We start from the raw sequence: 25,653 nt of genomic DNA on the forward strand, positions 1-25,653 counted from the left end.
TAATATAATTTTTACGCTATCTGAACAACAACCCTTAAACCCCTACATAATCTACTCAGGTTTTATTAACATTCGCTTTTTTAACCAAGTACAGGTGTTTATTCTTCCCTTTTTGGTGCTACTCCTAAAGTTTAAAAGCATTCAGCGTGTTGTATTTATTATTTTGTTTTTAAACTTATTACTTATATTTATTGGGCAAGCTCGTGGGGCTTTACTCTCTTTTTTAGCTTTCTCTATTTTTGCTCTTGCTTTAAAAACTACATTAAAAAAACAAGTTTTTATCGGGTTAACCTGCTTTGTTTTAAGTTGCATTGCTTTTTACGCTCTGGATTCGTTAAATAAGGGAGGTGCTGAAATACTACGTACATCCTCCTCAGGCCGTATTGATTTATGGTTTAATACTCTTTCAAACCTATCTTTAAAGCATTTATTTATCGGCAATGGTCCTGGAGTGTTTGAAATGTCACTTGGAAGTTCAGCTCCTTACAGTCACCCTCATAATTCATTAATTGAAATTTTAAATGAGTGGGGCCTTATAGCTCTTATATGTATTTTAACTGCTGTTTGTACAACCTTTAAAAAAGCCATAACACATTTGAAATGTTATAAAAAAGATATCATTACTGAAAGCCTCTTTTACTCTTTTGCTATAGGTATTACATACTCACTATTTTCTGGCGTGCATGTAATGCCAGTATCGCAAACACTCTTATTTATAATGTGGGGGTTGCTACTTGGTAGAATCAATAAAAAAAGTATCCAAAGTATTTCCATAAATAAATACTTAAAAGCTTTAGTAACCATTTTATTTGTTTTTGCATGGTACCTTTACTTACAAAAAGCGATAAGTATTTATAATAATATTGACCCTGATAAGGGCTACATTTACGGGCCTAGATTTTGGTCCGTTGGGCAACGATTTTAAAGCGCTCAACTTTTCTACCAAGAATCATTAGTTTAAGTTATGCTTATAATAATGAAGTTTTAAACCAAATTCAGCTGGGTACTCTTAATGGCAAAAAAACAACAAGATAAAGGCCTCGATACCTTTCAGTGGGTCGGTGTAAGTGCACGAGGGAAGAAACTTGAAGGTGAGCTTACAGGCAATAGTATTGCATTAGTAAAGGCTCAGCTTCGCAAGCAAGGTATCACTCCCTCAAAAGTGAAGCGTAAAGCAAAACCGTTGTTCGGTATTCAAAGTGTTCAAAAAATAACGCCAAAGGATATCGCACTAGTTACTCGCCAAATTGCAACAATGTTATTAGCCGGCGTACCATTAATACAGTCTATAGAAATGATTGGCACTGGTTCGACTAATAAAAGCATCAGGAAACTAATGGAGACTATAGCCGATGAAGTAAAAGCGGGCCAGCCATTATCTACAGCGCTTAGAAAACACCCCCGCTACTTTGATGATTTATATTGCGATTTAGTTGCATCGGGCGAACAATCAGGTGCGCTTGATAGAATATTTGATCGTGTCGCTATTTATAAAGAAAAGTCCGAAGCATTAAAGTCAAAAATTAAAAAGGCAATGTTCTACCCTATTTCGGTATTAGTTATTGCAGGTATTGTTACCTCAATATTATTAATATTTGTAGTACCCCAGTTTCAAGATATTTTTGCAGGCTTTGGCGCTGAACTTCCCGCTTTTACATTATTCGTAATTGGTATATCTAACTTTATGCAAGCATATTGGTGGATGATTCTTATTGGGATGCTTGCTTTTGGATACGCGTTTAAAGAAGCTAAATTAAGAAGCTTAAAACTAAGAGATGCAACCGACCGAGCTATACTTAAACTTCCGGTCATAGGCATGATTTTAAATAAAGCAGCAGTTGCTCGCTATGCACGAACTCTTTCGACCACTTTTGCTGCAGGTGTGCCGCTGGTTGATGCACTTGATTCAGCCGCAGGCGCTTCAGGTAATGCCGTTTACCGTTATGCCATTTTAGATATTAAAGTAGAAGTAAGCTCTGGTAATCAGATGAACTGGGCAATGCGTAACTCAAAAATATTCCCTGATATGGTAATACAAATGGTCGCGATTGGTGAGGAGTCAGGCTCATTAGATGGCATGCTTGCGAAAGTTGCTACTATATATGAACAAGAAGTTGATGATGCAGTAGATGGCCTTTCAAGCCTACTTGAGCCACTTATTATGGCTGTACTAGGTGTACTTGTTGGTGGCTTGATTGTTGCGATGTACTTACCTATTTTCCAATTGGGCTCTGTGATTTAATCCCTTTGGAAAAATATAAGCAACCTTGCGATTTTAAAGAGCCGCACATGTAGCAGCGATTTTATATCGCGTCCTCTTAATTGGTATGATTAAAAAAGAATTTTTAGTTTTAGGTAAATAAATGCAAAGTATTATAGAAGTAATGCAAAACCAACTATGGTTTTATTTAACCACCGTTGGCTTAATTAGTTTATGTATTGGTAGCTTTTTAAATGTAGTTATTTATCGCTTACCGTTGATGATGCAATGTGAGTGGCAAAGCGAATGCAGACTACTGCTAGAAGATGAACTTACAGCTAATAAATCTAAACAAGCCAATATCAATGAGCCTTTTAACTTAGTAAAACCCAACTCTACCTGCCCTAAATGTAAAACTGCCATTAAGCCTTGGCAGAATATTCCTATTATTAGTTGGTTAGCACTCAAAGGTAAATGCGCAAGTTGCAGTAACCCTATTTCGGCCCGTTATCCTGCTGTAGAGCTAATTACTGCCCTATTAAGTTTAATTGTTGCCTATAGCTTTGGTGCGACCGAGCAAGCTTTATTATATATTTTTGTAACGTGGATTTTAGTAGCACTGACCTTTATTGATATTGACCATATGCTGCTGCCAGATCAACTTACACTTCCGCTGTTATGGCTTGCACTTATTGCCTCTGTAATGGGTTACACAATTACGCCTACTGATGCCATTATTGGTGCTGCTTGTGGTTATTTAAGTCTATGGAGCGTGTTTTGGCTATTTAAGTTATTAACCGGTAAAGAAGGCATGGGTTATGGTGATTTTAAGTTGCTTGCTGTATTTGGGGCGTTACTTGGCTGGCAGTCATTGCTTACTATTATTCTGCTTTCGAGCGTGGTAGGTGCCATTATAGGTATTGCGCTGTTGAGCATACAAGGTAAAGACAAAGCGACCCCTATCCCTTTTGGGCCTTATCTAGCGATAGCTGGCTGGATCACAATGCTTTGGGGCAATCAAATTCAAGGCACTTATTTTAATTTAATTGGTTATTAAAATGAGTGAGCAAATTACTAAAGTAAACAGCTGGGTATTAGGTTTAACAGGCGGTATTGGCTGTGGTAAAACGGCCGTCAGTAACATGTTTGAAAAGCTTGGTATTACAATAGTTGATGCCGATATAATTGCGCGTGAAGTAGTACTCCCAAATAGCAAAGGGCTAAAAGCGATTACAGCCCACTTTGGTGAACATATTTTATTGCCTGATGGCACATTAAATAGAGCAGAGCTTCGCGAAAAAATATTTACTAACAACAATGATAAAGAATGGCTTAATGCGTTACTGCACCCTCTTATACGGATAAAAATACTAAACGATTTAAATAATGCAACTAGCCCTTATGTTGTTTTAGTAGCGCCTTTATTATTTGAAAACAACCTTGATAAATATTGCGACCATACCCTACTTATTGACGTACCAACCTCAGTACAAATAGCGCGTACGGCAAAACGTGACAACACAAGTAGTGAGCAAGTTAAAAGTATTATTGCCTCGCAAATGTCACGCGCCGATAAACAGCAAAAAGCGGATGATATTTTAAATAATGACCGAAGTTTAAACCTAGTGCATATAGAACTTGTTGATCTTCATAAAAAGTACCTACAATATGCATTACACAACAAAACTAACTCACATTAACACTGTCCTAACTCACACAAACTCGTATTTTAGTTAGTAAAATCACAACAAAGAATGAAAGGTGATGTAATCACCTTCTTTTTTCTGATAAATTGCTTACTATTGAAGGAATAAAACAGGTGCGCAATGAATATTAACTCACCGTTATTGAGAAAATTTATAACCCTTGGCCGCATTGATGCCGACACGGTTAAAAACAAACAAAATGAATTTGCCTCAACAGCTGAGCTTATTTCTAAATGTGGAAAAATCGATAGTAAAGATTTAGCTGAACAATGTATTGATTTGTTTCGCGTACCTTATTTTGATTTAAAAGACTTTGATCCTACTAGAATCCCGGCCGATCTTGTAAAAGAAAAACTCATACGTAAACATCACATTTTGCCGCTTGTTCAAAAAGATCGAAAAGTTTATATAGCAGCATCAGACCCAACAGATTACGGCGCATTCGAAAACTTTGAGTTTAGTACCGGTCTCTCATGCGAAATTGTTGTTGTTGATTATATTCAACTCGATAACAAAATTGAGCAGTTGCTAGATGCCACTGGCAGCTTAAATCTAACTGATGACGAGTTTCAAGAATTTGCTGACTTAGATTCAGAAAGCCAAAGAGATACAGCTCCACAAGATGACGATAAAGATGATGCGCCTATCATCGTTTACATCAACAAAATTTTAATGGATGCCATTAAAAAAGGCGCCTCTGATTTACACTTTGAACCGTATGAGCACAAGTACCGTATTCGCTTTCGTATTGATGGCATTTTGCATGAAGTTGCAAGCCCACCCAATACATTAGCAACCAAGCTGTCTGCGCGTATTAAGGTTATGTCGAGACTCGATATTGCCGAAAAACGCAAACCACAAGATGGTCGTATAAAACTAAAAATTACTGAACGCAAAAGTATCGACTTTCGTGTAAGTACCATGCCTACCTTGTGGGGCGAAAAAATAGTAATGCGTATCCTTGATTCATCAAGCGCTATGTTAGGCATTGATGTATTAGGTTATGAGCCTGAGCAGAAAAAACTCTATATGGATGCACTTGCCCAGCCTCAAGGGATGATACTTGTAACCGGGCCAACGGGTTCTGGTAAAACAGTATCGCTATACACAGGTTTAAATATATTAAACCAGCCAGAGCGAAATATTAGTACTGCGGAGGATCCGGTTGAGATTAACCTTGAAGGTGTAAACCAAGTACAAATTAACATTAAAGCCGATATGACTTTTGCCAATGCACTGCGTGCATTTTTACGTCAAGATCCTGATGTAGTTATGGTAGGTGAAATACGTGACCTAGAAACCGCAGAAATATCAATAAAAGCGGCGCAAACAGGTCACTTGGTTTTATCAACATTGCATACAAACTCAGCACCAGAAACAATCACCCGTTTATTAAATATGGGTGTGCCGGCTTATAACGTAGCAAGTTCGATCAGCTTAATAATAGCCCAGCGTTTAGCTCGTCGTTTATGCCCTAAATGTAAAACGCCAGAACAACTTCCGACTGAAGAACTGGCTCGCCAAGGATTTAGCGCCAAGCAAATTGAAGAAATGACGTTATATACGCCTAAAGGGTGTGATAGCTGTACCGATGGTTATAAAGGCCGAGTGGGTATTTACGAAGTAATGCAAATTACCCCTGAAATTGCCCAAATTATTATGCGCGGTGGTAACTCGCTTGAAATAGCTGACGTTTCACTTAAAGCCGGATTTAATAATTTACGTTTATCAGGTTTACGCAAAGCAGCCGATGGCCTTACATCCCTTGGTGAAATTAATCGCGTAACTAATTTTTAAAGATCCATAGTAAAAGCTACAAGGTTCTGAATACTAAATTCAGAGCCTTACTTATACCTAGAGACTCATATCTAAGTAATGTAAAATGCAGAAAAAGATTGTAAAGAGTAAATTATGCCTACTATTGTAAACTGCCCAACCTGTAAAACTAAAGTTGAATGGTCAGAGCAAAGCCCATTTCGCCCTTTTTGCTCAAAGCGCTGTCAGCTAATTGACTTAGGTGAATGGTCGTTTGAAAATAACAGAATTTCTGCACCAATCACCTCGGCTGAAGAGTTTAGCCAAGACATGATTGAAGATATTGAAGCTATGCTGGCTAAAAATGAAGATGACTTTTTTAAGTAATTTATCTTCATTATGCCCTAAATACGAAAACCAGCATTAAGCTGGTTTTTTAGTATTTACAAAAAGTATAATTAACTTTTTTGTTTACTGTGCTTTTTATTCATACGCTTTTGCATTTTAGCAAATTTCTCTTTTTGCTCAGCGTTAAGTACTTGCATTACTTGGTGTTGCGTTTTTAGTTTAATTAAACCAAATTGCTCACCTTTTTCGCGGCGTTCATTTAATAGCTCTTTTGCTGCATTTTCGTCAAATGTTGCCGCCGAAAGTAATGCATCCATTTTAGCTTTATGCGCTTCACGCATCGCTTTACGGGCTTCTTTATCGTCGCCACGCAACGCTTTAATTTGTGTTTTTTGCGCTTCAAAAATAGCTTTTAGCTTAGTTTGCTGCTCATCTGTTAAGCTTAACTTTTCAACGCCGCGCTCAGAAAGTAAAAAGCGAGCTTGAGAATGGCCTTGTTTATGTCCGTCGCCTTTAGCTAATACGCTACCAGCACCAAGCGTTGCTGTTGCTAAGCCACAGATAAGTACTAATTTTGAAAGTGTGTTTAATTTAGTCATAATTATTACCTTAATATTGGGTTGGTTGTGTTGTGGCTGCTAAGCCAGTGAGTTAACTATACCTAACTCAATGCAAAGTAACGCAAAGCAGTGTAAAGGTTGTGTAAAGATTCACCTTTGCACTATTTAGCGGGTAAAATAACGCTATAAACAACTCTAAGGGTTTGTAAATGAAACTATTAATGATTGATGACGACACTGGCCTTTGCGAGCTATTAAGTGAGTATTTAACTGCCCAAGGGTTTGAAATACAAAGCGTACACGACGGTGAGCAAGGCCTTAAACTAGCACAAGCAAATGACTACGCCCTTATATTGCTAGATGTAATGTTACCAACGCTTGATGGTTTTGAAGTACTTAAACAACTTAGGCAAACAAAACTCACACCGGTAATAATGCTTACTGCAAAAGGTGAAGACTTTGACCGTATTTTTGGCCTAGAGCTAGGCGCTGATGATTACATACCAAAGCCTTTTAATCATCGTGAATTACTAGCCCGCGTAAAAGCGATAACACGCCGTATTGAGCACATTAATAGCTTAAATGCAGCTACAACGAGTAAGTTACTCGTTAATGGTATTACTGTTAACCTTGCTGCGCGAGAGGCCTCAATCGACGGCTCTACACTGACTCTTACTGGTACAGAGTACGAAATACTCACGCTATTGTGTAAAAATGCAGGCGAAGTGGTTAGTAAAGAGCAAATTAGCGAAGAAGTACTAGGCAGGCGTTTAGCTTCTTTTGATCGCTCTATCGATATGCATGTAAGTAATATCCGTAAAAAAATAGCTGAGCATATTTCAGGTGAGCGAATTAAAACAATGCGAGGTACGGGTTATGTCTTTATCCAAGGCGAATAAAAGTACTTACTTTGCTTGGTTAAAACACCCTGGGCACTACCTGTTTTTTAAAGTATTTATTTGGTTTTGGTTAACTATAATTGGCACCGTAGCAGCGCTTATATTTTTAAGTAATATAACCGCTATTAATGCGGTATCTAACGAGCCACTTTATGGCCCAATGAAAAAAAACCTAATATATACCGCCAAAAGTATTGAGCGTACTGCCATTAAACATAAGCGCAGCCTAAGTGAAGTATTAGTACACCCTCGCCTATCAAAGCGTAAACTTTTATACTTAAGCGCAGCTCAAAGCGAGGACTCTCTTAGTAGTAAAGAGGTGCCAGAGAGCATCGATTTAAGTTTATTAAATTTCACTCAAAATATGTCACCGCAAATTATTTTCACTGAAAAATATCAAGCCTTCGGCCCTGTTAATATAAACGTGCCTGAAGGAAGTTTTTATCTTTATGAAATAGATATTAACCATCAACCACCGCTAATAATGCGCTTTAAGCTTATGCCTAATTGGATGAAAATAGTCATCGCAATTGTTGCCTCTCTTATTTTAAGCTTTGTATTTAGCCGGAACTTAATAGCCCCTATAAATAGCCTTAAAAAAGCGGCAATTAAACTATCAGCGGGTAACCTAAGCGCAAGAGCCGACATTTCTGTAAACCGAAAAGATGAGCTAGGAATACTAGGGCGAGATTTTAACAGCATGGCTAATCAGTTAGAGCTTTTAATCAGCTCACAAAAACGCTTATTAGCCGACATATCACATGAATTACGATCGCCTCTTACACGTTTAAAAATGGCAACCGGGCTTGCACAAATGCAAGCTAACGACGCTAGCCAATCGTATTTATTACGCATAGAAAAAGAAGCTAACCAACTCGATAAGATGATTGCCGACGTGCTGCAAGTTTCTCGCTTAGAAGCAAAAAGCCAAGCGCTTTCACTGCAAAAACAATCATTACAAATAATTGTAGATCACGTTATTAACGATGCGCAGTTTGAAGCAAAACAAAATAATAAGCAGCTAAATATAGTGGGCGTTGTAGACATCAATATTAATTGCGACGAAGGCCTTATTGCCAGTGCGCTTGAAAACCTACTTCGCAACGCCATTAAATACGCAAATAATACGATTAGCATTACTCTAAAGCATGCTGATGCCATTTATATAGAAATATGTGATGATGGCTCTGGTGTGCCAGATGACCAACTGAGTAAGCTTTGCGAGCCCTTTTTTAGGCAATCAGATGCGCGGGATCGCGTAAGTGGTGGCACGGGGTTAGGTCTGGCGATTGCTAAAAATGCTATTACTGCGCATGGCGGCAGTTTAGTATTATCAAATAAAGAACTAGGTGGCTTGTGTGCTAATATAACCTTGCCATTAATAAAAGAGTAAAGCATGTTTTATAGTAGTGAGCGTGAGCTTAAAAGTAATCAAATAACAATTAATAACTTTTATAAAAACACGCTAATTAAAGCTTATTTAGATACGCCTAACGGGCAATTATTTTATGCTTATGCCATACCAAATAAAGCCAAAAATGCCATTGTAATAAGCTCTGGGCGCCTTGAAGGGTTAGATAAATATAAAGAGTTGTTATGGGAGCTGTATAACAATAATTTTGCCATATTCATAGCCGATCACCAAGGACAAGGCCGCTCTTATCGCCACCTACTAAATAAGCACAAAGGCCATGTTAATCAATTTAAAGATTACAGCGCAGACCTAAACTTATTTAATACACAAATAGTGGATACTCATTGGCAAGGTAAAAAGGTGTTAGTGAGTCATTCAATGGGCGGCGCCATAGCATTTGATTATCTTGCGCATTTTGAACATAATTTTAGTGGGGCGTTTTTATCAGCGCCTATGCTTGATATTTATACAAAAAATACACCAAAACCTTTAGCTAAATTAATAGCAAGTACTGCAACCCTTTTGGGTCAAAAAGACAATTACGCACTAGGGCAAACCGATTACATACCCGATGAGTTTGCTACAAATGTATTAACCAGCAGCCCAGTGCGTTACGAGCTATTTAGGCAAACATATCAAGAAGAGCCATTACTACAGCTCGGCGGTGTTACTTACGGCTGGCTAAATGCGACGTTTGAATTTATAACTTCTGTGGATAACTTAAGCGTGACTATTCCACTTTATATTGCCAGTGCGCAAAACGACGAAGTGGTTGATAACAATGCCCAATATAAATTAGCAAACAGGCACGTAAACACTGTACTTAAAAGCTTTGAAGGCGCTAAACACGAGCTGTTTTTTGAACGTGATGAAATACGCCAGCCATTGCTTAAAAGCTTGTATCAGTTTTGTGAGTCGGTGACGGCTTAACAAGTACCGACAAAGGGTCGAGGTGGATCAGTATATCTACCTCAGACTCAAAACGTTCGCTAAGCATTGCCTCTACTTCATCAGCCACATTATGTGCGCGAATCAAACTTAAATGATCATCAAGCTCTAAGTGCATTTGGATAAACTTAACTTTTCCGCCTTGGCGAGTACGAATATCATGCACACCATGTACATCAGCATGGGCTCTGGCTATATCAAATATGCTTTGCTTTTCATCATCTGGCAGTTCTTTATCCATTAAATGATCGGCACTATCGCGAGCAATATCCCAGCTGTTATAAAGTAAGTAACCCGCTACACCTATCGCAAAAACAGGATCGGCATACAACACACCATAATAAGCTAACAAAATAGCTAATAGCACAGCGGCATTTAATATTAAATCGCCTTTGTAATGTACTGAGTCGGCTTTTATAGCAATTGAATCGGTGTATTTAACTACTTTATTTTGCACAAATACAATGACGAGCGTACACGCAATAGCAAAAATACTTACCCACACACCTAATAAAGAATGGCTTAACTGTATAGGATTAAATAAACGCTCAATACCATGAAAAGCAAGTAGGCAACCTGAGCCTGCAATAAACGCGGCTTGCCCAAGTCCAGCAAGTGCTTCGGCTTTACCGTGCCCAAACCTATGGTCATCATCTGCTGGGCGCAGTGCGTAACCTAACACTAAAAAACTCATGGCGGTGGCAGTAATATCCATTAACGAATCAGTTAACGAGCCAAGCATTGAGGCAGAGCCAGAAGCCAGCCATGCCCATGTTTTTGCGCCAATCATTAAACTAACCATTACCATGGTAACAATGCTTGAAGTTTTAACCCAAAATTCGTAGCTACGGTTATGCACGTTTTAATCCGATAATTAGGAGTACTCAATAGTGTGAGTATATCATTTTTTTAAAAGGTTTCGTGTATACTGCCCTTCGTCAAACTACAGATTATTTTATAAGGCTCATTATGCTGGATATTGTTTTATACCAACCTGAAATACCGCCTAACACTGGTAATATTATTCGCCTATGTGCCAATACCGGCTATGCATTACATTTAATTGAGCCGTTAGGTTTTGAGTGGGACGATAAGCGCGTGAAACGTGCAGGACTTGATTATCATGAATTTAGTCATGTTCAACGCCATGCCTCATTTGAAGATTACCTTGAAAAATGTAAACCAAAAAAAATATATGCATGTACAACCAAAGGTAGTCAGTTTCACCATGAAGCAAGTTACGAAGCGGGTGACTGCTTGGTATTTGGCCCAGAGACTCGCGGCTTGCCTGACGATATGATCCAAGCACTGCCAAAAGAGCAGCGTGTACGTATTCCTATGCAAGCCAATAGCCGCAGCATGAACTTGTCAAACGCAGTAGCTGTGTTTGTTTACGAGTCGTGGCGCCAGTTGGGTTTTCCTAACGCGCAGTAAATAGCTTTGAGCTAAACAACAAAAAACCGACATAACGTCGGTTTTTTAGTTTTATAAACGCTTATAAAATTATTCAGAACGTTGCTCTCGGCCTAATAGCGCCATTGCAGCTTCTTTCATATCTTTATTTTCATAAAGCACTTTATAAATTTGCTCGGTAATCGGCATTTCTACACCGCTACGCTGCGCTAATAAATACACTTCTTTAGTATTTCTAAAGCCTTCCACTACTTGACCAATTGACTCAATAGCAGCATCGACGCTTTCGCCTTTACCTAACGCTAAACCAAATCGACGATTACGTGATTGGTTATCTGTACACGTTAGTATTAAATCGCCAAGGCCTGCCATTCCCATAAAGGTTTCTGGCTTAGCACCAAGAGCGCAACCTAAACGAGTAAGCTCTGCAAGGCCTCTGGTTATAAGCGCGGTACGCGCATTAGCGCCAAAACCAACACCGTCCGAAATACCGGCCCCAATGGCAATTACATTCTTAACCGCACCACCGAGCTGTATACCAATAAAATCATCATTGTTATACACACGGAATGAGCGACCACAATGAAGTAAATCAGCAAGCTGCTGAGCAAATTCAGGCGACGTAGAAGACACTGAAATAGCTGTAGGTGAGCCCATCGCCATTTCTTTTGCAAACGTAGGACCCGACAGTACCGCAAGTGGAATATCATCACCTAATTCTTGCAAAGCCACTTCTTGTAACAAACGTCCAGTATTAGGCTCAAGTCCTTTAGTTGCCCACGCTACTTTAGCACCGTCTTGCAATGCAGGTTTAATCTGCGCAAGTGTGTCGCCAAAAGCATGGCTTGGCACAACAACAAGTACAATAGCGCTGCTAGCAACGGCATGTTGTAAGTTAGCTTCAAGAGTAAGTGTATCTGGAAAAGGAGCATCAGGTAAGTAACGTTGATTTTTCCGCTCAGCTGCAAGCGTGGCAACGTCGTCGCTATTTCTTCCCCAAAGTGTCACGTGGTGACCATTTCGGGCTAAACAAATAGCAAGGGCGGTGCCGTAAGACCCCGCCCCTAATACAGTAACAGCTGTAGTTGCTGTACTCATAAGTTATGCGTCTGCTGAAGCCTGGTCAGCTTGCGCAGTACGTTGTTGCATGTATTGTGCAAATAACGCATCAAAATTAACTGGCGCAAGGTTAAGCTGTGGGAAAGTACCACGGTTAACAAGGTTTGAAACAGCTTCACGTGCATATGGGAACAACACGTTAGGACAAAATGCACCTAGCATGTGCGCAAGTTGCACTTCTTCAACTTCAGCAATGGTGAAAATACCTGCTTGTTGAATTTCACATAAGAACGCAGTTTCTTCACCAAGAGAAGCGGTTACAGTTAGCGCTAAAACAACTTCAAATACACCTTCGTCTAGTTTGTTAGAGCGTGTATCTAGGTCTAGCTTAACTTCTGGCGTCCATTCTTTTTGAAAAATGGCCGGAGAGTTTGGCGTTTCAAACGATACATCTTTAGTGTAAATACGTTGAATAGTAAATTGTGCGCCGGCTTCTGCAGCTGCTACGTTTTGATTTTCTTCGTTCATTGTTATTCCTAACTTGTTCGTTATTATAATTAAATTAAGCGTTTAGCTTAGCGTCAAGTTTACCTTGCGCTTCAATAGCCATCATGTCGTCGCAGCCACCGATATGTTCATCATTAATAAAAATTTGCGGTACTGTGCTTGCACCACCTGCTTTGGCAATCATTTCATCGCGTAGCTCAGGCTGTACACCAATATCATAATTTGTGTATTCAACGCCTTTGCTGTTTAAAAGCGAAAGAGCACGCTGACAAAATGGACAATACGCCTTGGTGTATAAAACAACATTACTCATAATAAATCCTCTATCGGCCTAGCTAAACTGATTAGCGACCTGTTGTAGTTGGTAAGCTGGCAGATTGCCACGCACCCATGCCACCTGCTAATAAGTAAACTCGTTCAAAACCAGCTTTACTCATAGCGGCTGCAGTACCTTGGGCAGTCATACCTGTAGTACATACAACTATAATGGGTTTAGTCTTGTACTTTTCAAGGCTTGAAAAGTCAGATTTTTTCGCATTCTCTGGGCTTAAGTGCTCAGCACCAGAAATACGCCCTGCATTAAACTCTTTTTGCGCACGTATATCGATTACTTGACCGTCATCACGGTTAATAAGTAACGTAAGCTGCTGAGGATTTATTTGACGAACAGCTGAAAGCTTACTCTTTATCCAGCCACTAACAATAAGGAAAACAATACCAACCCAAGCAAGGCTTAAAATGGGATGATTTGTAATAAATTCAATATATTGATCCATTCTACTTCCACTATGAAATTATGTTTTAAACCTAGGGCGTGTTGGCCTTTGTGGATTGAAATTTGTTCAATCTAGGGGCGATTAAATCGCGGCGCGAGATTTGTAACCTAGTGGGCTAAGTAAAAACCGAGCAACAAAGAGGTAATAGTCCCTAGAAAGAACCCAACGGGCAGCGTATGTTTGGTATTTATACTACGTTATCGCCTATTTATGGGGAGTAACCACACTTCATAGGCTCTGCCTTGCCTAAAAACCAAACATACTGCTGCAAATTCAACCACCAAAGTGCAACACGCCCTAATATTTTAAGGATTTTGTACTTTAGCCACGCAAGTATACCCAAACCAACCTAAAATGCGAGTTTAGGAGCACTTAGAGACGTTTAAAAAACGATAAAGCCCCCCATATATAGTTAACAAGAACTCTGGATAATAAATCTATCTCAAGCAGAGTTCAGGTTAGTCAATGAGGTATAAGTGAAAAAATTTAATATCTTGTTTTCAATGCTGATCCTAGCTTAAAAACACGGTATGCTAAAACCACGCTAATAAACCTTTTAGGTGCACAGTATCCATCAACAGATACTAATTTTCAGGAGCTATTATGACAGAGCATAAAAAACCACTGGTATTAATGATTTTAGACGGTTGGGGATACCGCGAAGATACGCAAAGTAATGCTATTCTTGCAGCTAACACACCGGTATTAGACAATTTATGGGCCACACGGCCACACACATTAATATCAGCTTCGGGTTTAGATGTTGGTCTTCCTGATGGTCAAATGGGTAACTCAGAAGTTGGCCATGTGAACTTAGGTGCTGGTCGCATTGTTTATCAAGATTTTACCCGTATCACTAAAGCAATTAACGATGGCGAATTTGATTCAACCCCAGCCTTAGTTGAAAACATAGATAAAGCGATAAGTGCAGGAAAAGCAGTCCACATAATGGGTCTTTTAAGCCCAGGTGGTGTGCATAGCCATGAAGACCACATAGTTGCTAGCATAAAACTTGCTGCAAAACGTGGCGCTAAAGAAGTTTACTTTCATGGCTTTTTAGATGGCCGCGATACACCTCCACGTAGTGCTAAAGCGTCAATCGAACGTATTGAAGCGTTATTTAGCGAACTTAAATGCGGTCGTTTGGCGTCACTTATTGGCCGCTACTACGCAATGGACAGAGACAACCGTTGGAACCGCGTAGAAAAAGCTTACAACGTAATTGCATTAGCTGAAGGTGACTTTAATTTTGATAACGGCGTAGAGGCACTTAATGCAGCGTACGAGCGCGACGAAAACGACGAATTTGTGGCCGCTACAACCATTACACCAACAGGCGCCGCTCCTGCTTCAATAAACGATGGCGACACGCTAATTTTTGCCAACTTTAGAGCAGATAGAGCCCGCGAAATTACTCGCGCTTTTGTTGAGCCTGATTTTGATGGATTCGCAAGAAAAAGAACGCCAGAGCTTAGTGCATTTGTAATGATGACAGAGTATGCAGCCGATATAGATGCACCTATTGCCTTTGGTTCAACACCGTTAGTAAACGTACTTGGTGAGTGGTTTGAAAAAAATAACAAAACACAGCTTCGCATTTCAGAAACCGAAAAATACGCACACGTTACGTTTTTCTTTAGTGGCGGACGCGAAAGTGAATTTGAAGGCGAAACACGCGAGCTAATTCCTTCGCCGCAAGTTGCAACCTACGACTTACAACCTGAAATGAACTCAGAAATGCTAACCGACAAGCTAGTAGCAGCAATTAAAAGCGGTAAATACGATGCTATTATTTGTAACTACCCTAACGGCGATATGGTTGGTCACTCAGGCGTATTTGAAGCCGCTGTTAAAGCTTGTGAAGCTGTAGATAGCTGTATCGGACGTGTTGTTGATGCACTTGAAGAGTTTGGTGGTGAAGCACTAATAACAGCCGATCATGGTAATGCTGAGCAAATGGCTGATCTTAAAACAGGCCAAGCGCATACTGCCCATACTAGTGAACCGGTACATTTTATTTATGTTGGTCGCGATGCAGAGCCTATGCAAGGTAAGGCATTAAGCGATGTAGCCCCTACAATGCTTCACTTAATGGGCATGGAGCAACCAAGCGAAATGACTGGTACGCCTATCATGATGTTGAAATGACACATGAATAGACGTATTAACCGGTTAATTAAGTGCGGTTTAATACTAACTTCATTAGTGACTGCATCTGCAGTTGCTAATGAGGATCGTACTAAAAAAGACTTATCAGAAGTTCAAAATGCACTTGAGCAAAGCCAAGCTGAGTATAACGCCCAAAGAAAAAAAATAGCGTCGCTACAAAAAAACCTAAAAAGCCATGAACTCGATATAGCTAAAAATGCTAAAGCACTTAACATGGCAGAACAATCAGTAAAAGAAACTAAAACACAGCAAAAAGAGCTACAAAATAAAGCCGATGAGCTCGATAAAAAGCACACTCAATTTCAGAAAATTTTAGCCGCGCAACTTAAAAGCGCCTATATGGCCGGTGGCGACGACTACTCTAAAATGCTGTTAAATCAAGAAGACACTGCAAAATTTGAGCGCACACTTAGTTATTACAACTACTTAAATAAAGCCCGTATTGAACAAATTGAAGATCTAAAAGACCTTCAACAGCAAATAGTACAAAACCAAGAAGAGCTTGTTAAAACACAAGAAAAACTAGCGCTTTTATTTGATGAGCAAAAAAGACGTCAAACTGCATTGCTTAATGCACAAAGTGAACGCCAAGCTAATCTTAAAAATTTACAAGCTCAGCTCAACAGCACCAAAAGTTCAATAAACTATTTAAAAGAAAACCAACAAACTTTAGTAGCAACAATTGAAGAACTCGAAAAAGAAAAAACACAGAAAATTGAATTACTGGGCCTAAATAAAAACAAAGGCAAATTAGACTGGCCGAGCAAAGGCAAGTTAGAGCACACATTCGGCCAACGTAAACATGGTGGTATTGATTGGAAAGGCGTATTAATTGGTGCAAAAGAAGGCACTAATATTAATAGCGTACATAACGGCCAAGTTGTATTTGCCGATTGGCTAAAGGGCTATGGTTGGGTAATTGTTGTAGACCATGGTGAAGGTTTTATGAGCCTATATGGTCATGCCCAAACACTGCTAAGAGATGTAGGCGACATGGTACGCGAAGGCGAAACCCTTGCTTTAGTTGGCCAAAGCGGCGGACAAGCTAGTTCTGGTCTATACTTTGAAATACGCCACAAAGGACGCGCAGTAAATCCTGTAAAATGGTGCAAACGCATTTAATTAAATAAATCGCTGCACCGCTCTGGAGCAGCTGATGACAACTAAAAAAACTGCAGTAATTACCATTGTTCAAAAAAATACAGGCTTTTATATAAGTCTGTATTTACTTGTATTACTAACCTTAATCGCTTTTTCTAGTAACGTACTAGCAAGCTCGATTAAAGATCTTAAAAGACAACAAATAGACGAAATACTCTTTAACATCCATGCCTACTACGTTGAAGATCTCACCTTACAAAATAGCCACCACATTAAATATAATAGCCAACAGTTTGAGCGTTTATATTCAAAGCTCGACTCTTACTCTAAGTACTTAAATGAGCACGAACTAACCTCATTATTTGATAACACAAATGGACGTTACACCGGTATTGGTATTGAGGTTAAAAATATCGACGAGAATATGACTATTGTTAATGTGGTTAATAACTCCCCCGCAAAAGCAGCGGGTATTTTGCAAGGTGATATTATTGTAAGTGTAAACAACCAAGCAGCCCAAAACCTTACAATCGATGAAGTAGCAACACTAATAAGAGACAGTAAATTTTCAAATATAGACCTAATTATAAATCGTGATAACAATAAAAACCCACTCACGTTTCATGTAGCACGCCGCCAAATAAACCTCGAAAGCGTAACAAGTGAACTTCTAGATTTTGGTACTGGTTATATAGCTATCAATAATTTTTCTAACCACACATTACATGAGGTTGCTCTGCAAGTTGCTGCCCTGCAAAGCCACTTTGGTTACCCACTTAAAGGCTTAGTAATTGATTTACGTGATAACCCAGGGGGTACATTACAAAGCGCAGTAGCGGTATCAGACCTATTTTTACAAAGTGGTACTATAGTGACGACTAAAGGACGTTTTTACGATGCCAACCAGGCATTTTATGCAAAGCGTGGAGACATTCTAAAAAATGCCCCCATTGTTGTGCTTATAAATGAAAATTCAGCCTCTGCAGCCGAAATACTTGCAGCAGCACTTAAAGATAATAAACGAGCAACCGTTGTTGGCAGTCAGTCTTTTGGGAAGGGTTCTGTACAATCGCTCATTCCGCTAGGTGACGGCAACACTGCATTAAAGCTCACCACAGCTAAATACTTTACGCCGCTAGGTAAGTCGATTGATGGAATAGGAATAACTCCAGATGTGGCGGTTAATCAAACAAACCTTTCACAAAGTAATAAAGCCGTTATAATAAAAAATGAACACACTAACAGTAACACGCAATTACTTACTGGTAACTTAGCCGACTTACAGTTAGTTAAAGCAAAACAATTACTCAGCATGCAATAGCTTGTATAAGCTGTTAAACAAAGCTAAAAAGATAATAAAAACTATAAACGTGAAAATAATAAAATGGCTAATATTAGCTATTTGTTTTAGCTCAGCAACAATTAGCGCTAAACAAATAGCAATAGTGATAGACGATATAGGCTATCATCAACGGGACTTAGAGTTCCTTTCCTTACCAGGGCAATTGTCGTATTCAATTTTGCCCCATACTCCTTATTCGCAAATTTTTGCAACGCTTGCTAGTCAATCAAACAAAGAGTTATTACTTCATGTACCTATGCAGGCACTTAACGGTAAAGAACTCGGACCTGGCGCGCTTACTTTAAATATGAATAAAGAGCAGCTTCAGCAAACTCTTGGAACAGCTCTCGCTAGTTTACCGCAAGTTAAAGGCGTTAATAACCACATGGGCTCAGCGCTTACGCAAAAAAGCCAAGCTATGAAGTGGACAATGGAAGTACTTAAAAAGCGCCATTTATATTTTTTAGATAGCCGCACAACCGATTTAAGCCAAGCACAAAGTGCTGCTAACTTTTTAGGTGTTGCCAATATTAGTCGCCAAGTGTTCTTAGACAATATAACTACACCAGAACAACTCCAGCTAAGGCTGGAAGAATTAAAACAACTAGCCATCACTCATAATTCCGCTATTGCAATTGCTCATCCCTACCCAGAAACCATCGAGTTTTTACGCCGTGCCTTACCCGAGCTAACTAAGCAAGGTTTTGAGCTTGTGCCGGTTTCACAGCTGGTTGAGCGTAAATACATTCAGTTAGCGCAAGCTGAGGGAAAAGAGATTAGTGCTAGGTGATATAAGCTTTAAATAAAGCTATATCCGAATGATAAACTAACTATTCAATAATGCAGAGTATCGGTATTACTTGATAGGATATTTTATCGTTGGGTTTCGCTTCTCTCAAACCAACTGACGCGAAAGCAAAAAGCCCCGCATTTTCATGCAGGGCTTTTTAAATTTTGCAGCTTGAACTGTGTTTAGCTCATAGCGCTTTGTAATTTTTTCATCGCTGTTTTTTCAAGCTGGCGAACACGTTCAGCAGATACACTGTACTTTTGTGCAAGCTCTTGAAGAGTCGCTTTATCATCCGACAACCAACGTGCGCTAACAATATCTTGTGAACGTTCGTCTAGTGTTTTAAGTGCGCTAAATAAACGAGTATGCGCTTGCTCTTTCCACTGCTCTTGTTCAACGTCGTCAGCTAAATCAGCTGCGCCATCTGTTAAATATTGTACTGGAGAGTACGTGCTTGTTGGTGCGTCGTCGTTATCGTCGCCCGTTAGGTCAAAGCCCATGTCTTGGCCGCTCATGCGCGATTCCATTTCACGTACTTCTTTTTCACTCACACCTAGCTCGCTAGCAACGGTGCTAACCTCAGCTTGATTAAACCAACCTAAACGCTTTTTGTTTTTACGGAGATTAAAAAACAATTTACGTTGCGCTTTAGTGGTTGCAACTTTAACTATGCGCCAATTTTTAAGCACAAACTCATGAATTTCGGCTTTAATCCAATGCACTGCAAACGATACTAAACGTACACCCACTGTAGGGTCAAAACGTTTAACCGCTTTCATCAGGCCTATATTACCTTCTTGAATAAGGTCAGCTTGTGGTAAGCCGTATCCCGAGTAGCCTTTAGCAATATGTGCTACAAAGCGTAAATGCGACATAATGAGTTGCTTGGCAGCACTAAGATCGCCTTCTTCCTGAAGCTTTTTAGCAAGTTCTTGCTCTTGTTCAACTTTAAGCATAGGAATAGTGCTTACCGCTTGAAGGTAACCGTCCATGCTTGCGCTTTGTTGTCCGACTGTAAGTGCCATTGCGTATAAATCTTTACTCATTTTTCACCTCGGTGATAAACATTTGAAACTATCTTAGCACTCTTTCTTTAAGAGTGCTAACCCCAATTTAAAACTTTTTTAAAGTATAAATCAAGCAGTTTTTAGTATGTGTTTAGTCTACTACAAGCGACTGAATAAGTGATGAATTGAGGGGCTGCAGCAGGTTAACCTCGCTGCATCACCTTATTTACAACTCATTACTTCATGGGAGGATAGTACATAAATATGACAGTTTTAATAACAGGAGGTACAACCCAGTTCGGTACGATACGCATATCAAGCTGGGTTGGTTCACTTATAGTTTGCAGGATTGTTTATACTTTATCGGGTTCTATTTCTTTAATATATCGATTTACAGAAAGGTACGAGCCTACAAATCCTAAGCTTGTTGCAAGTAACACTAAAAAGCCGAGCTCATTAAGCGATAATCCAATTAACGAGAAGCTTGTTTGATACACCCCCGCTACACTGCTCACAGCGCTTGAAAGCCACCACATCATTAGTCCTACGCATATAAAGGCAAATAAACCACCTATTACACCATACCAAATACCGGTCCACAAAAATGGGGCATGTATAAAGGTGTTAGTTGCGCCGACTAGCTTCATTACTTGTATTTCTTCTTTTTTATCCATGATCGACAAACGGATGGTGTTACCAATAATAAGCGTCACTGAGGTAAGCAGTAATAATGCGATGGTTATTACACTTTCTTTCAGTAAATCTAGTAATGCATTTAAACGCTCTAGCCACGCTATATCGAGCTTACCAAAATCAACTTCACGTTCACTTTCTAATTTAGTTAGCAGTACTTTAGCCGCATTTGGGTGTCTGTGACGTTTTGTAGGAGTAACAAGTACCACATCAGGTAATGGGTTTTTATCTAAGTACTCTAAAGCTTGCCCAAAGCCAGATACGTCTTTAAATTCTGTTAGTGCTTTTTGCTTTGATATAAATTCAACGCTTTCCACTTCTGGATAAAGTGCTAAACGCTTTACTAATGTTTGCGTTTCTTGCTCGTTCATACTTTCTTTTACAAACAACGATATTTCACTCGCTTCTTCAAAACCACTACTTACTTGCTGTACGTTTTTAACAACGAGATAAAGTGTTGCAGGTAACGTTAGGCTCAAACCAAGTACAGCAATAGTCATCATAGATGCAAGCGGCGTACGCCACATTTCACCTAAGCTATGAACACCTTGGCGAAAAATATTAATAATGAAAAAATAACCGCCAGCTAATACTGATTTTTTTTGCTTGTCGTTACTATTTTGACGACTTTTAAAAAGTAAACTCATAGTGCTCCCTCAGCGAGCGGATCTTGAAGCATGCGGCCATCTTTTAAGGTTAGACTGCGGTACTTCATACGTGCAACCAAACCTAAGTCATGCGTCGCTATAAGAACAGTGGTGCCGTGTTTATTAAAGTCCTCAAACAGCTTTAGGATTTCCATTGAAAGCTCAGGGTCTAGGTTACCTGTAGGCTCATCGGCTAACAGAATTGGCGGGGAATTTACGATTGCTCTGGCAATACCAACACGTTGCTGCTCGCCTCCAGAGAGCATAGACGGATGACATTTTATTTTGTCTATCAGGCCTACTTTATCAAGCGCACCATGAACACGTTTAGCTATTTGCTTATGGTGAGTACCCTCAATAATAAGAGGCAGTGCCACGTTATCAAAAATAGTATAGCGCTCTAGTAAACGGTGGTTTTGAAAAATAATACCTATATCACGGCGAGCATAAGGAATTTGACGCGAGTTTACTTTATTTAAATCAACACCGTTGATAAATACACTGCCTGCCGATGGACGTTCCATTAAGCTAATTAACTTAAGCAACGTACTTTTACCCGCACCACTGTGGCCGGTTAAAAAGGCAAGTTCACCCGGTTTAACATGAAAATTAACTTTTTCGAGGGCGCGGTGCCCTCCAGGATAAGTCTTACTTACTTGCTGAAAATTTATCATCTTTTTATTATGCCAATTCAATTAGCTTACTAATAAAATTGGTATTCCTCGCAATTAAAAAGGGAGCAAGCTCCCTCTTTTGGTAAATTAAACGTCGTCCTCATCTTGGCTAAATAACGCATCAATAAAGTCATCGCTTTTAAAAGCGCGTAAATCATCAATACCTTCGCCAACACCAATGTAACGAATTGGAATATTAAACTTATCTGCAACCGCAAAAATAACACCACCCTTTGCAGTTCCATCAAGTTTTGAAAGCGTAATACCAGTTAAGCCAACGCATTGATTAAATAAGTTCACTTGGCTAATTGCATTTTGACCTGTGCCAGCATCAATGGTTAGCATCACTTCGTGCGGCGCATCAGGATCAATTTTTTTCATAACACGAGCTATTTTTTCAAGCTCCTGCATTAAGTTATCTTTATTTTGCAAGCGACCCGCTGTATCTGCAATTAACACATCTATATTACGTGCTTTTGCAGCTTGGAATGCATCAAAAACAACCGATGCACTATCTGCACCCGTATGCTGTGCAATAACAGGAATGCTGTTACGTTCACCCCAAACCTGAAGTTGCTCAACAGCAGCCGCTCTAAACGTATCGCCAGCAGCCAGCATAACCGACTTACCTTCGCTTTGAAATTGCTTAGCCATCTTACCAATAGTCGTTGTTTTACCAACGCCATTTACGCCCACCATTAAAATAACAAATGGCTTCTTATCTTTGGTAATTACTAAAGGCTGTTCAGCCGTTTTTAGCATCGCCGCCATTTCTTGTTTCATTAACTCATAAAGCGCATCACCATCTTTTAACTGCTTACGGTTTGCAGCATCAGTTAAGCTATCAATCAACTTCATGGTGGTATCAACGCCTAAATCGGCGGTGAGTAGCTGTGTTTCAAGATCTTCAAATAATTCGTCATCTATTTTTTTACCACTAAAAATAGATGCAAAGCCAGAACCTATATTAACGCGAGTTTTTAACAAGCCCTTTTTAAGACGAGAGAAAAACCCTTCTTTTTTCGGCTTTTCTGCTTTTTTAGCTTCTTTAGCTTCTTCAATTGCAAGTTCTGCTGTGATACGTTCTTGTTCTAAACGCTCATTTTCTGCTTTTTCAGCAGCAATGCGTTCTTGCTCTAAACGCTCGTTTTCTGCTTTTTCCGCTGCAATGCGCTCTTGCTCTAAACGTTCATTTTCTGCTTTTTCAGCCGCAATGCGCTTTTGCTCTAAACGTTCATTTTCTGCTTTTTCAGCAGCAATGCGTTCTTGCTCTAAACGTTCATTTTCTGCTTTTTCAGCCGCAATGCGCTCTTGCTCTAAACGCTCGTTCTGAGCTTTCTCAGCCGCAATACGTTCTTGTTCTAAACGTTCATTTTCAACTTTGTCAGCAGTAATACGCTCTTGCTCTAAAAGCATTTGTGCTTCTTGTTCTGCTAAACGTTTTGCTTGATCTTGTCTTTGTGCTTCAGCATCTGCTTGTTCTTTTGCTAATAACTCAGCATTCGCTTGCTCTATTGCAAGCTTTTCAGCCTTTACAGCTTCATCCTTTTTTTCAAGGCGTATTTGCTCTAGTCGCTCAGCCTCTATTTTTTCTGCAGCCAATCGCTCTTGCTCTAACAGCATCTGCGTTTCTTGATCGGCTAAACGTTGTGCATGTTCTTGTCTTTGCGCTTCTGCATCAGCTTGTTGTTTTGCAAGTAATTCAGCATTGGCCTGCTCAATGGCAATCTTTTCCGCGTTTTCAGCACGCTCTTGCTCTAAACGTTTTGCTTCAATTTGTTCAGAAGCAATACGCTCCAGCTCTAAGCGCTCTGTTTCGGCCTCTGCTTTTAAGCGTTCAGCTTCAGCTTGCTCCTGTGCTAGCTTTTCTTGCTCTAAACGTTTTGCTTCAATTTGTTCAGAAGCAATACGCTCCTGCTCTAAGCGCTCTGTTTCGGCTTCTGCTTTTAAACGTTCAGCTTCAGCTTGCTCCTGTGCTAGCTTTTCTTGCTCTAAACGTTTAGCTTCAATTTGTTCAGCAGCAATACGCTCCTGCTCTAAGCGCTCTGTTTCGGCTTCTGCTTGTAAACGTTCAACTTCAGCTTGCTCCTGTGCTAGCTTTTCTTGCTCTAAACGTTTAGCTTCAATTTGTTCAGCAGCAATACGCTCCTGCTCTAAGCGCTCTGTTTCGGCCTCTGCTTTTAAACGTTCAGCTTCAGCTTGCTCCTGTGCTAGCGTTTCTTGCTCTAAACGTTTAGCTTCAATTTGTTCAGCAGCAATACGCTCCTGCTCTAAGCGCTCTGTTTCGGCTTCTGCTTGTAAACGTTCAGTTTCAGCCTGCTGTGCAAGTTTTTCTTGCTCTAGCTTCTGCGCTTCTTCTTGCGCTAATGCTTGTTGTTTATCAGCGGCTGCTTTTTGCTCTGCTTCTTTTTTATCTGACTTGCCAAAACCGAGCCACGACATGAATTTACTTTTTTTTGTCATACTTGCTAATAACCACTTATAAAAATCTGATAAACTAAAATTTGAAATAGCTTGGCAATGCCCAGCAATAGTTGCTAATAAATACAACCATTCAAAACGTAAGTGTTCAATAGTAACACTTTTAATACGGTTGAAAAATGAAGCTACACGTAATCACCCATAATATTATCTGAGCTAGATACCATATACCATTTTTTAGTGAGCTAAATGAGAAAAAAAACAACGCAAAATAAAGCTACTAACAAGCCCAGTGATGGCTTTATTAGAGTGATTAGTGGCCAATTTCGAGGCCGAAAACTCCCTGTTAAAAATGTAGAAGGCTTAAGACCTACTACCGATCGAATTAAAGAAACTGTATTTAATTGGCTAATGCAAGATACGCGTGACACAAATGTACTTGATTGTTTTGCAGGTTCTGGTGGGTTAGGATTTGAAGCGCTATCTCGATTTGCTAAAAACGCCACATTTATCGAGCTCGACTCGTCAGCTGCCAAGCAATTAGAACAAAACATTAGCACTTTAAAGCTCGACAACGCATACGTTAAACATACTAATTCACTCTCCTTTTTAGAGCAAAAAAACACAAACGAAGCGTTTAATCTTGTATTTGTTGACCCACCATTTCGTAAAGATTTAGCGCAAACAACCTGCGATTTATTAGAAAAAAACCAATGGTTAAGCGATGATGCATTAATTTATGTTGAAGTAGAAACAGAGTTAACCACCTTCAAGAACCCGAGCAACTGGTTGTTAATTAAAGAAAAAAAGGCAGGCCAAGTGTTTTGCAAACTCTACCAGCGCCAAGCAAATTAATACTGTTTTACATGATGCGTTTCTGTTAATATTGTCCTTTACATGTGGTGTTGCTTCGGATTACAATACCGCACCATTTTTGAACCACTTGATCAATGTTTGATCAACTTGAGCAACGCTCATAATTTAGGTAGGTGAATTTTTAATGCCAGTAATTAAAGTAAGAGAGAACGAACCGTTTGACGTAGCACTTCGTCGCTTCAAGCGTTCATGTGAAAAAGCAGGAATCCTTTCAGAAGTTCGTCGTCGCGAGCACTATGAAAAACCAACAGCTGAGCGTAAGCGTAAAAAAGCTGCTGCAGTAAAACGTCACATGAAAAAACTTTCTCGTGATAACGCACGTCGCGTTAAATTATACTAATATATTAG

General features: G+C 39.6%; 26 protein-coding genes. 16 read left to right on the forward strand and 10 right to left on the reverse strand.

Going from position 1 to position 25,653, the window contains the following annotated elements; all coding sequences use genetic code 11:
• The first annotated feature begins 94 nt into the window (after nt 1-94).
• From CXF76_RS06145 to yacG, 6 genes are all read left to right on the forward strand, one after another.
• Entirely contained in the window at nt 95-925 is an 831-nt protein-coding gene (locus tag CXF76_RS06145) for an O-antigen ligase family protein (protein ID WP_232785104.1), read from the forward strand.
• An 87-nt stretch (nt 926-1,012) separates the two neighbouring features.
• A complete protein-coding gene (locus CXF76_RS06150; RefSeq protein ID WP_101163281.1) occupies nt 1,013-2,242 on the forward strand; it encodes a type II secretion system F family protein in 1,230 nt (409 codons plus the stop codon).
• A 121-nt stretch (nt 2,243-2,363) separates the two neighbouring features.
• Nucleotides 2,364-3,257 (forward strand): prepilin peptidase, encoded by an 894-nt coding sequence (locus CXF76_RS06155; protein ID WP_101163282.1) that lies wholly within the window; start codon nt 2,364-2,366, stop codon nt 3,255-3,257.
• A 1-nt stretch (nt 3,258) separates the two neighbouring features.
• Entirely contained in the window at nt 3,259-3,900 is a 642-nt protein-coding gene (coaE, locus tag CXF76_RS06160; protein ID WP_101163283.1) for a dephospho-CoA kinase, read from the forward strand.
• A gap of 126 nt (nt 3,901-4,026) precedes the next feature.
• A complete protein-coding gene (gene pilB, locus CXF76_RS06165) occupies nt 4,027-5,703 on the forward strand; it encodes a type IV-A pilus assembly ATPase PilB (RefSeq protein ID WP_101163284.1) in 1,677 nt (558 codons plus the stop codon).
• A 114-nt stretch (nt 5,704-5,817) separates the two neighbouring features.
• Nucleotides 5,818-6,048: a DNA gyrase inhibitor YacG gene (gene yacG / locus CXF76_RS06170; RefSeq protein ID WP_007586146.1), complete on the forward strand. Its 231-nt coding sequence runs from the start codon at nt 5,818-5,820 to the stop codon at nt 6,046-6,048.
• Nucleotides 6,049-6,119: 71 nt separating this feature from the next.
• Here the strand turns inward: yacG and CXF76_RS06175 are convergent, their stop codons facing one another.
• The gene (locus CXF76_RS06175) at nt 6,120-6,608 is read right to left on the reverse strand and encodes a periplasmic heavy metal sensor (RefSeq protein ID WP_101163285.1); all 489 of its coding nucleotides are present in this window, start codon (nt 6,606-6,608) and stop codon (nt 6,120-6,122) included.
• A gap of 170 nt (nt 6,609-6,778) precedes the next feature.
• Between CXF76_RS06175 and CXF76_RS06180 the strand changes: the two genes are divergently transcribed.
• Genes CXF76_RS06180 through CXF76_RS06190 form a run of 3 tightly spaced genes read left to right on the forward strand, consistent with a single transcriptional unit; the run spans nt 6,779 to nt 9,812 of the window.
• Nucleotides 6,779-7,468 carry a response regulator gene (locus CXF76_RS06180; RefSeq protein WP_101163286.1) on the forward strand — a complete coding sequence of 230 codons (690 nt, stop codon included), beginning with the start codon at nt 6,779-6,781 and terminating at the stop codon, nt 7,466-7,468.
• A complete protein-coding gene (locus CXF76_RS06185; RefSeq protein WP_101163287.1) occupies nt 7,446-8,861 on the forward strand; it encodes an ATP-binding protein in 1,416 nt (471 codons plus the stop codon). The genes CXF76_RS06180 and CXF76_RS06185 overlap by 23 nt, the downstream gene beginning before the upstream one ends.
• Before the next feature lie 3 nt (nt 8,862-8,864).
• Complete coding sequence (locus CXF76_RS06190; RefSeq protein ID WP_101163288.1) at nt 8,865-9,812, forward strand: alpha/beta fold hydrolase; 948 nt, start codon at nt 8,865-8,867, stop codon at nt 9,810-9,812.
• Here the strand turns inward: CXF76_RS06190 and CXF76_RS06195 are convergent.
• On the reverse strand, nt 9,772-10,638 hold the full coding sequence (locus tag CXF76_RS06195) for a cation diffusion facilitator family transporter (RefSeq protein WP_101163300.1): 867 nt from the start codon (nt 10,636-10,638) through the stop codon (nt 9,772-9,774). The genes CXF76_RS06190 and CXF76_RS06195 overlap by 41 nt on opposite strands.
• A 161-nt stretch (nt 10,639-10,799) precedes the next feature.
• Between CXF76_RS06195 and trmL the strand changes: the two genes are divergently transcribed.
• Nucleotides 10,800-11,264 (forward strand): tRNA (uridine(34)/cytosine(34)/5-carboxymethylaminomethyluridine(34)-2'-O)-methyltransferase TrmL, encoded by a 465-nt coding sequence (trmL, locus tag CXF76_RS06200; RefSeq protein ID WP_007582820.1) that lies wholly within the window; start codon nt 10,800-10,802, stop codon nt 11,262-11,264.
• Nucleotides 11,265-11,333: 69 nt separating this feature from the next.
• Here trmL and gpsA read toward each other — a convergent pair whose 3' ends face one another.
• Genes gpsA through CXF76_RS06220 form a run of 4 tightly spaced genes read right to left on the reverse strand, consistent with a single transcriptional unit; the run spans nt 11,334 to nt 13,585 of the window.
• Nucleotides 11,334-12,341 (reverse strand): NAD(P)H-dependent glycerol-3-phosphate dehydrogenase, encoded by a 1,008-nt coding sequence (gene gpsA / locus CXF76_RS06205; RefSeq protein ID WP_007582822.1) that lies wholly within the window; start codon nt 12,339-12,341, stop codon nt 11,334-11,336.
• A 3-nt stretch (nt 12,342-12,344) separates the two neighbouring features.
• A complete protein-coding gene (secB, locus tag CXF76_RS06210; RefSeq protein WP_010553360.1) occupies nt 12,345-12,830 on the reverse strand; it encodes a protein-export chaperone SecB in 486 nt (161 codons plus the stop codon).
• A gap of 34 nt (nt 12,831-12,864) precedes the next feature.
• A complete protein-coding gene (gene grxC / locus CXF76_RS06215) occupies nt 12,865-13,122 on the reverse strand; it encodes a glutaredoxin 3 (RefSeq protein WP_002957783.1) in 258 nt (85 codons plus the stop codon).
• 31 nt (nt 13,123-13,153) lie between these two features.
• A complete protein-coding gene (locus CXF76_RS06220; protein ID WP_002957784.1) occupies nt 13,154-13,585 on the reverse strand; it encodes a rhodanese-like domain-containing protein in 432 nt (143 codons plus the stop codon).
• A gap of 603 nt (nt 13,586-14,188) precedes the next feature.
• Between CXF76_RS06220 and gpmM the strand changes: the two genes are divergently transcribed.
• From gpmM to CXF76_RS06240, 4 genes are read left to right on the forward strand one after another with little or no spacing between them, the layout of a single operon-like run.
• Nucleotides 14,189-15,733, forward strand: coding sequence for a 2,3-bisphosphoglycerate-independent phosphoglycerate mutase (gpmM, locus tag CXF76_RS06225; protein ID WP_101163289.1), 1,545 nt, complete (start codon nt 14,189-14,191; stop codon nt 15,731-15,733).
• A 3-nt stretch (nt 15,734-15,736) separates the two neighbouring features.
• Complete coding sequence (locus CXF76_RS06230; protein WP_024606965.1) at nt 15,737-16,876, forward strand: murein hydrolase activator EnvC family protein; 1,140 nt, start codon at nt 15,737-15,739, stop codon at nt 16,874-16,876.
• A 34-nt stretch (nt 16,877-16,910) separates the two neighbouring features.
• Nucleotides 16,911-18,176, forward strand: a complete 1,266-nt coding sequence (locus CXF76_RS06235) for a S41 family peptidase (RefSeq protein ID WP_101163290.1) — start codon at nt 16,911-16,913, stop codon at nt 18,174-18,176.
• Nucleotides 18,177-18,225: 49 nt separating this feature from the next.
• On the forward strand, nt 18,226-18,987 hold the full coding sequence (locus CXF76_RS06240; protein WP_101163301.1) for a divergent polysaccharide deacetylase family protein: 762 nt from the start codon (nt 18,226-18,228) through the stop codon (nt 18,985-18,987).
• Nucleotides 18,988-19,169: 182 nt separating this feature from the next.
• Here CXF76_RS06240 and rpoH read toward each other — a convergent pair whose 3' ends face one another.
• From rpoH to ftsY, 4 genes are all read right to left on the reverse strand, one after another.
• A complete protein-coding gene (gene rpoH, locus CXF76_RS06245; RefSeq protein ID WP_007582838.1) occupies nt 19,170-20,033 on the reverse strand; it encodes an RNA polymerase sigma factor RpoH in 864 nt (287 codons plus the stop codon).
• 314 nt (nt 20,034-20,347) lie between these two features.
• Complete coding sequence (gene ftsX / locus CXF76_RS06250) at nt 20,348-21,334, reverse strand: permease-like cell division protein FtsX (protein ID WP_007582840.1); 987 nt, start codon at nt 21,332-21,334, stop codon at nt 20,348-20,350.
• Nucleotides 21,331-22,008, reverse strand: a complete 678-nt coding sequence (gene ftsE, locus CXF76_RS06255; RefSeq protein ID WP_007582842.1) for a cell division ATP-binding protein FtsE — start codon at nt 22,006-22,008, stop codon at nt 21,331-21,333. Before ftsE ends, ftsX begins: the two co-directional genes overlap by 4 nt.
• 87 nt (nt 22,009-22,095) lie before the next feature.
• On the reverse strand, nt 22,096-24,450 hold the full coding sequence (ftsY, locus tag CXF76_RS06260) for a signal recognition particle-docking protein FtsY (protein WP_442960168.1): 2,355 nt from the start codon (nt 24,448-24,450) through the stop codon (nt 22,096-22,098).
• Nucleotides 24,451-24,678: 228 nt separating this feature from the next.
• On the opposite strand from ftsY, the gene rsmD reads away from it, so the two are divergent.
• Together rsmD and rpsU are read left to right on the forward strand one after the other, a co-directional pair.
• On the forward strand, nt 24,679-25,284 hold the full coding sequence (gene rsmD / locus CXF76_RS06265) for a 16S rRNA (guanine(966)-N(2))-methyltransferase RsmD (RefSeq protein WP_007586536.1): 606 nt from the start codon (nt 24,679-24,681) through the stop codon (nt 25,282-25,284).
• A 145-nt stretch (nt 25,285-25,429) separates the two neighbouring features.
• Complete coding sequence (rpsU, locus tag CXF76_RS06270) at nt 25,430-25,645, forward strand: 30S ribosomal protein S21 (protein ID WP_002957797.1); 216 nt, start codon at nt 25,430-25,432, stop codon at nt 25,643-25,645.
• Nucleotides 25,646-25,653 lie beyond the last annotated feature (8 nt).

The organism is Pseudoalteromonas sp. 78C3 (genome assembly GCF_002836695.1).
In the GTDB taxonomy this organism is placed as follows: domain Bacteria; phylum Pseudomonadota; class Gammaproteobacteria; order Enterobacterales; family Alteromonadaceae; genus Pseudoalteromonas; species Pseudoalteromonas arctica.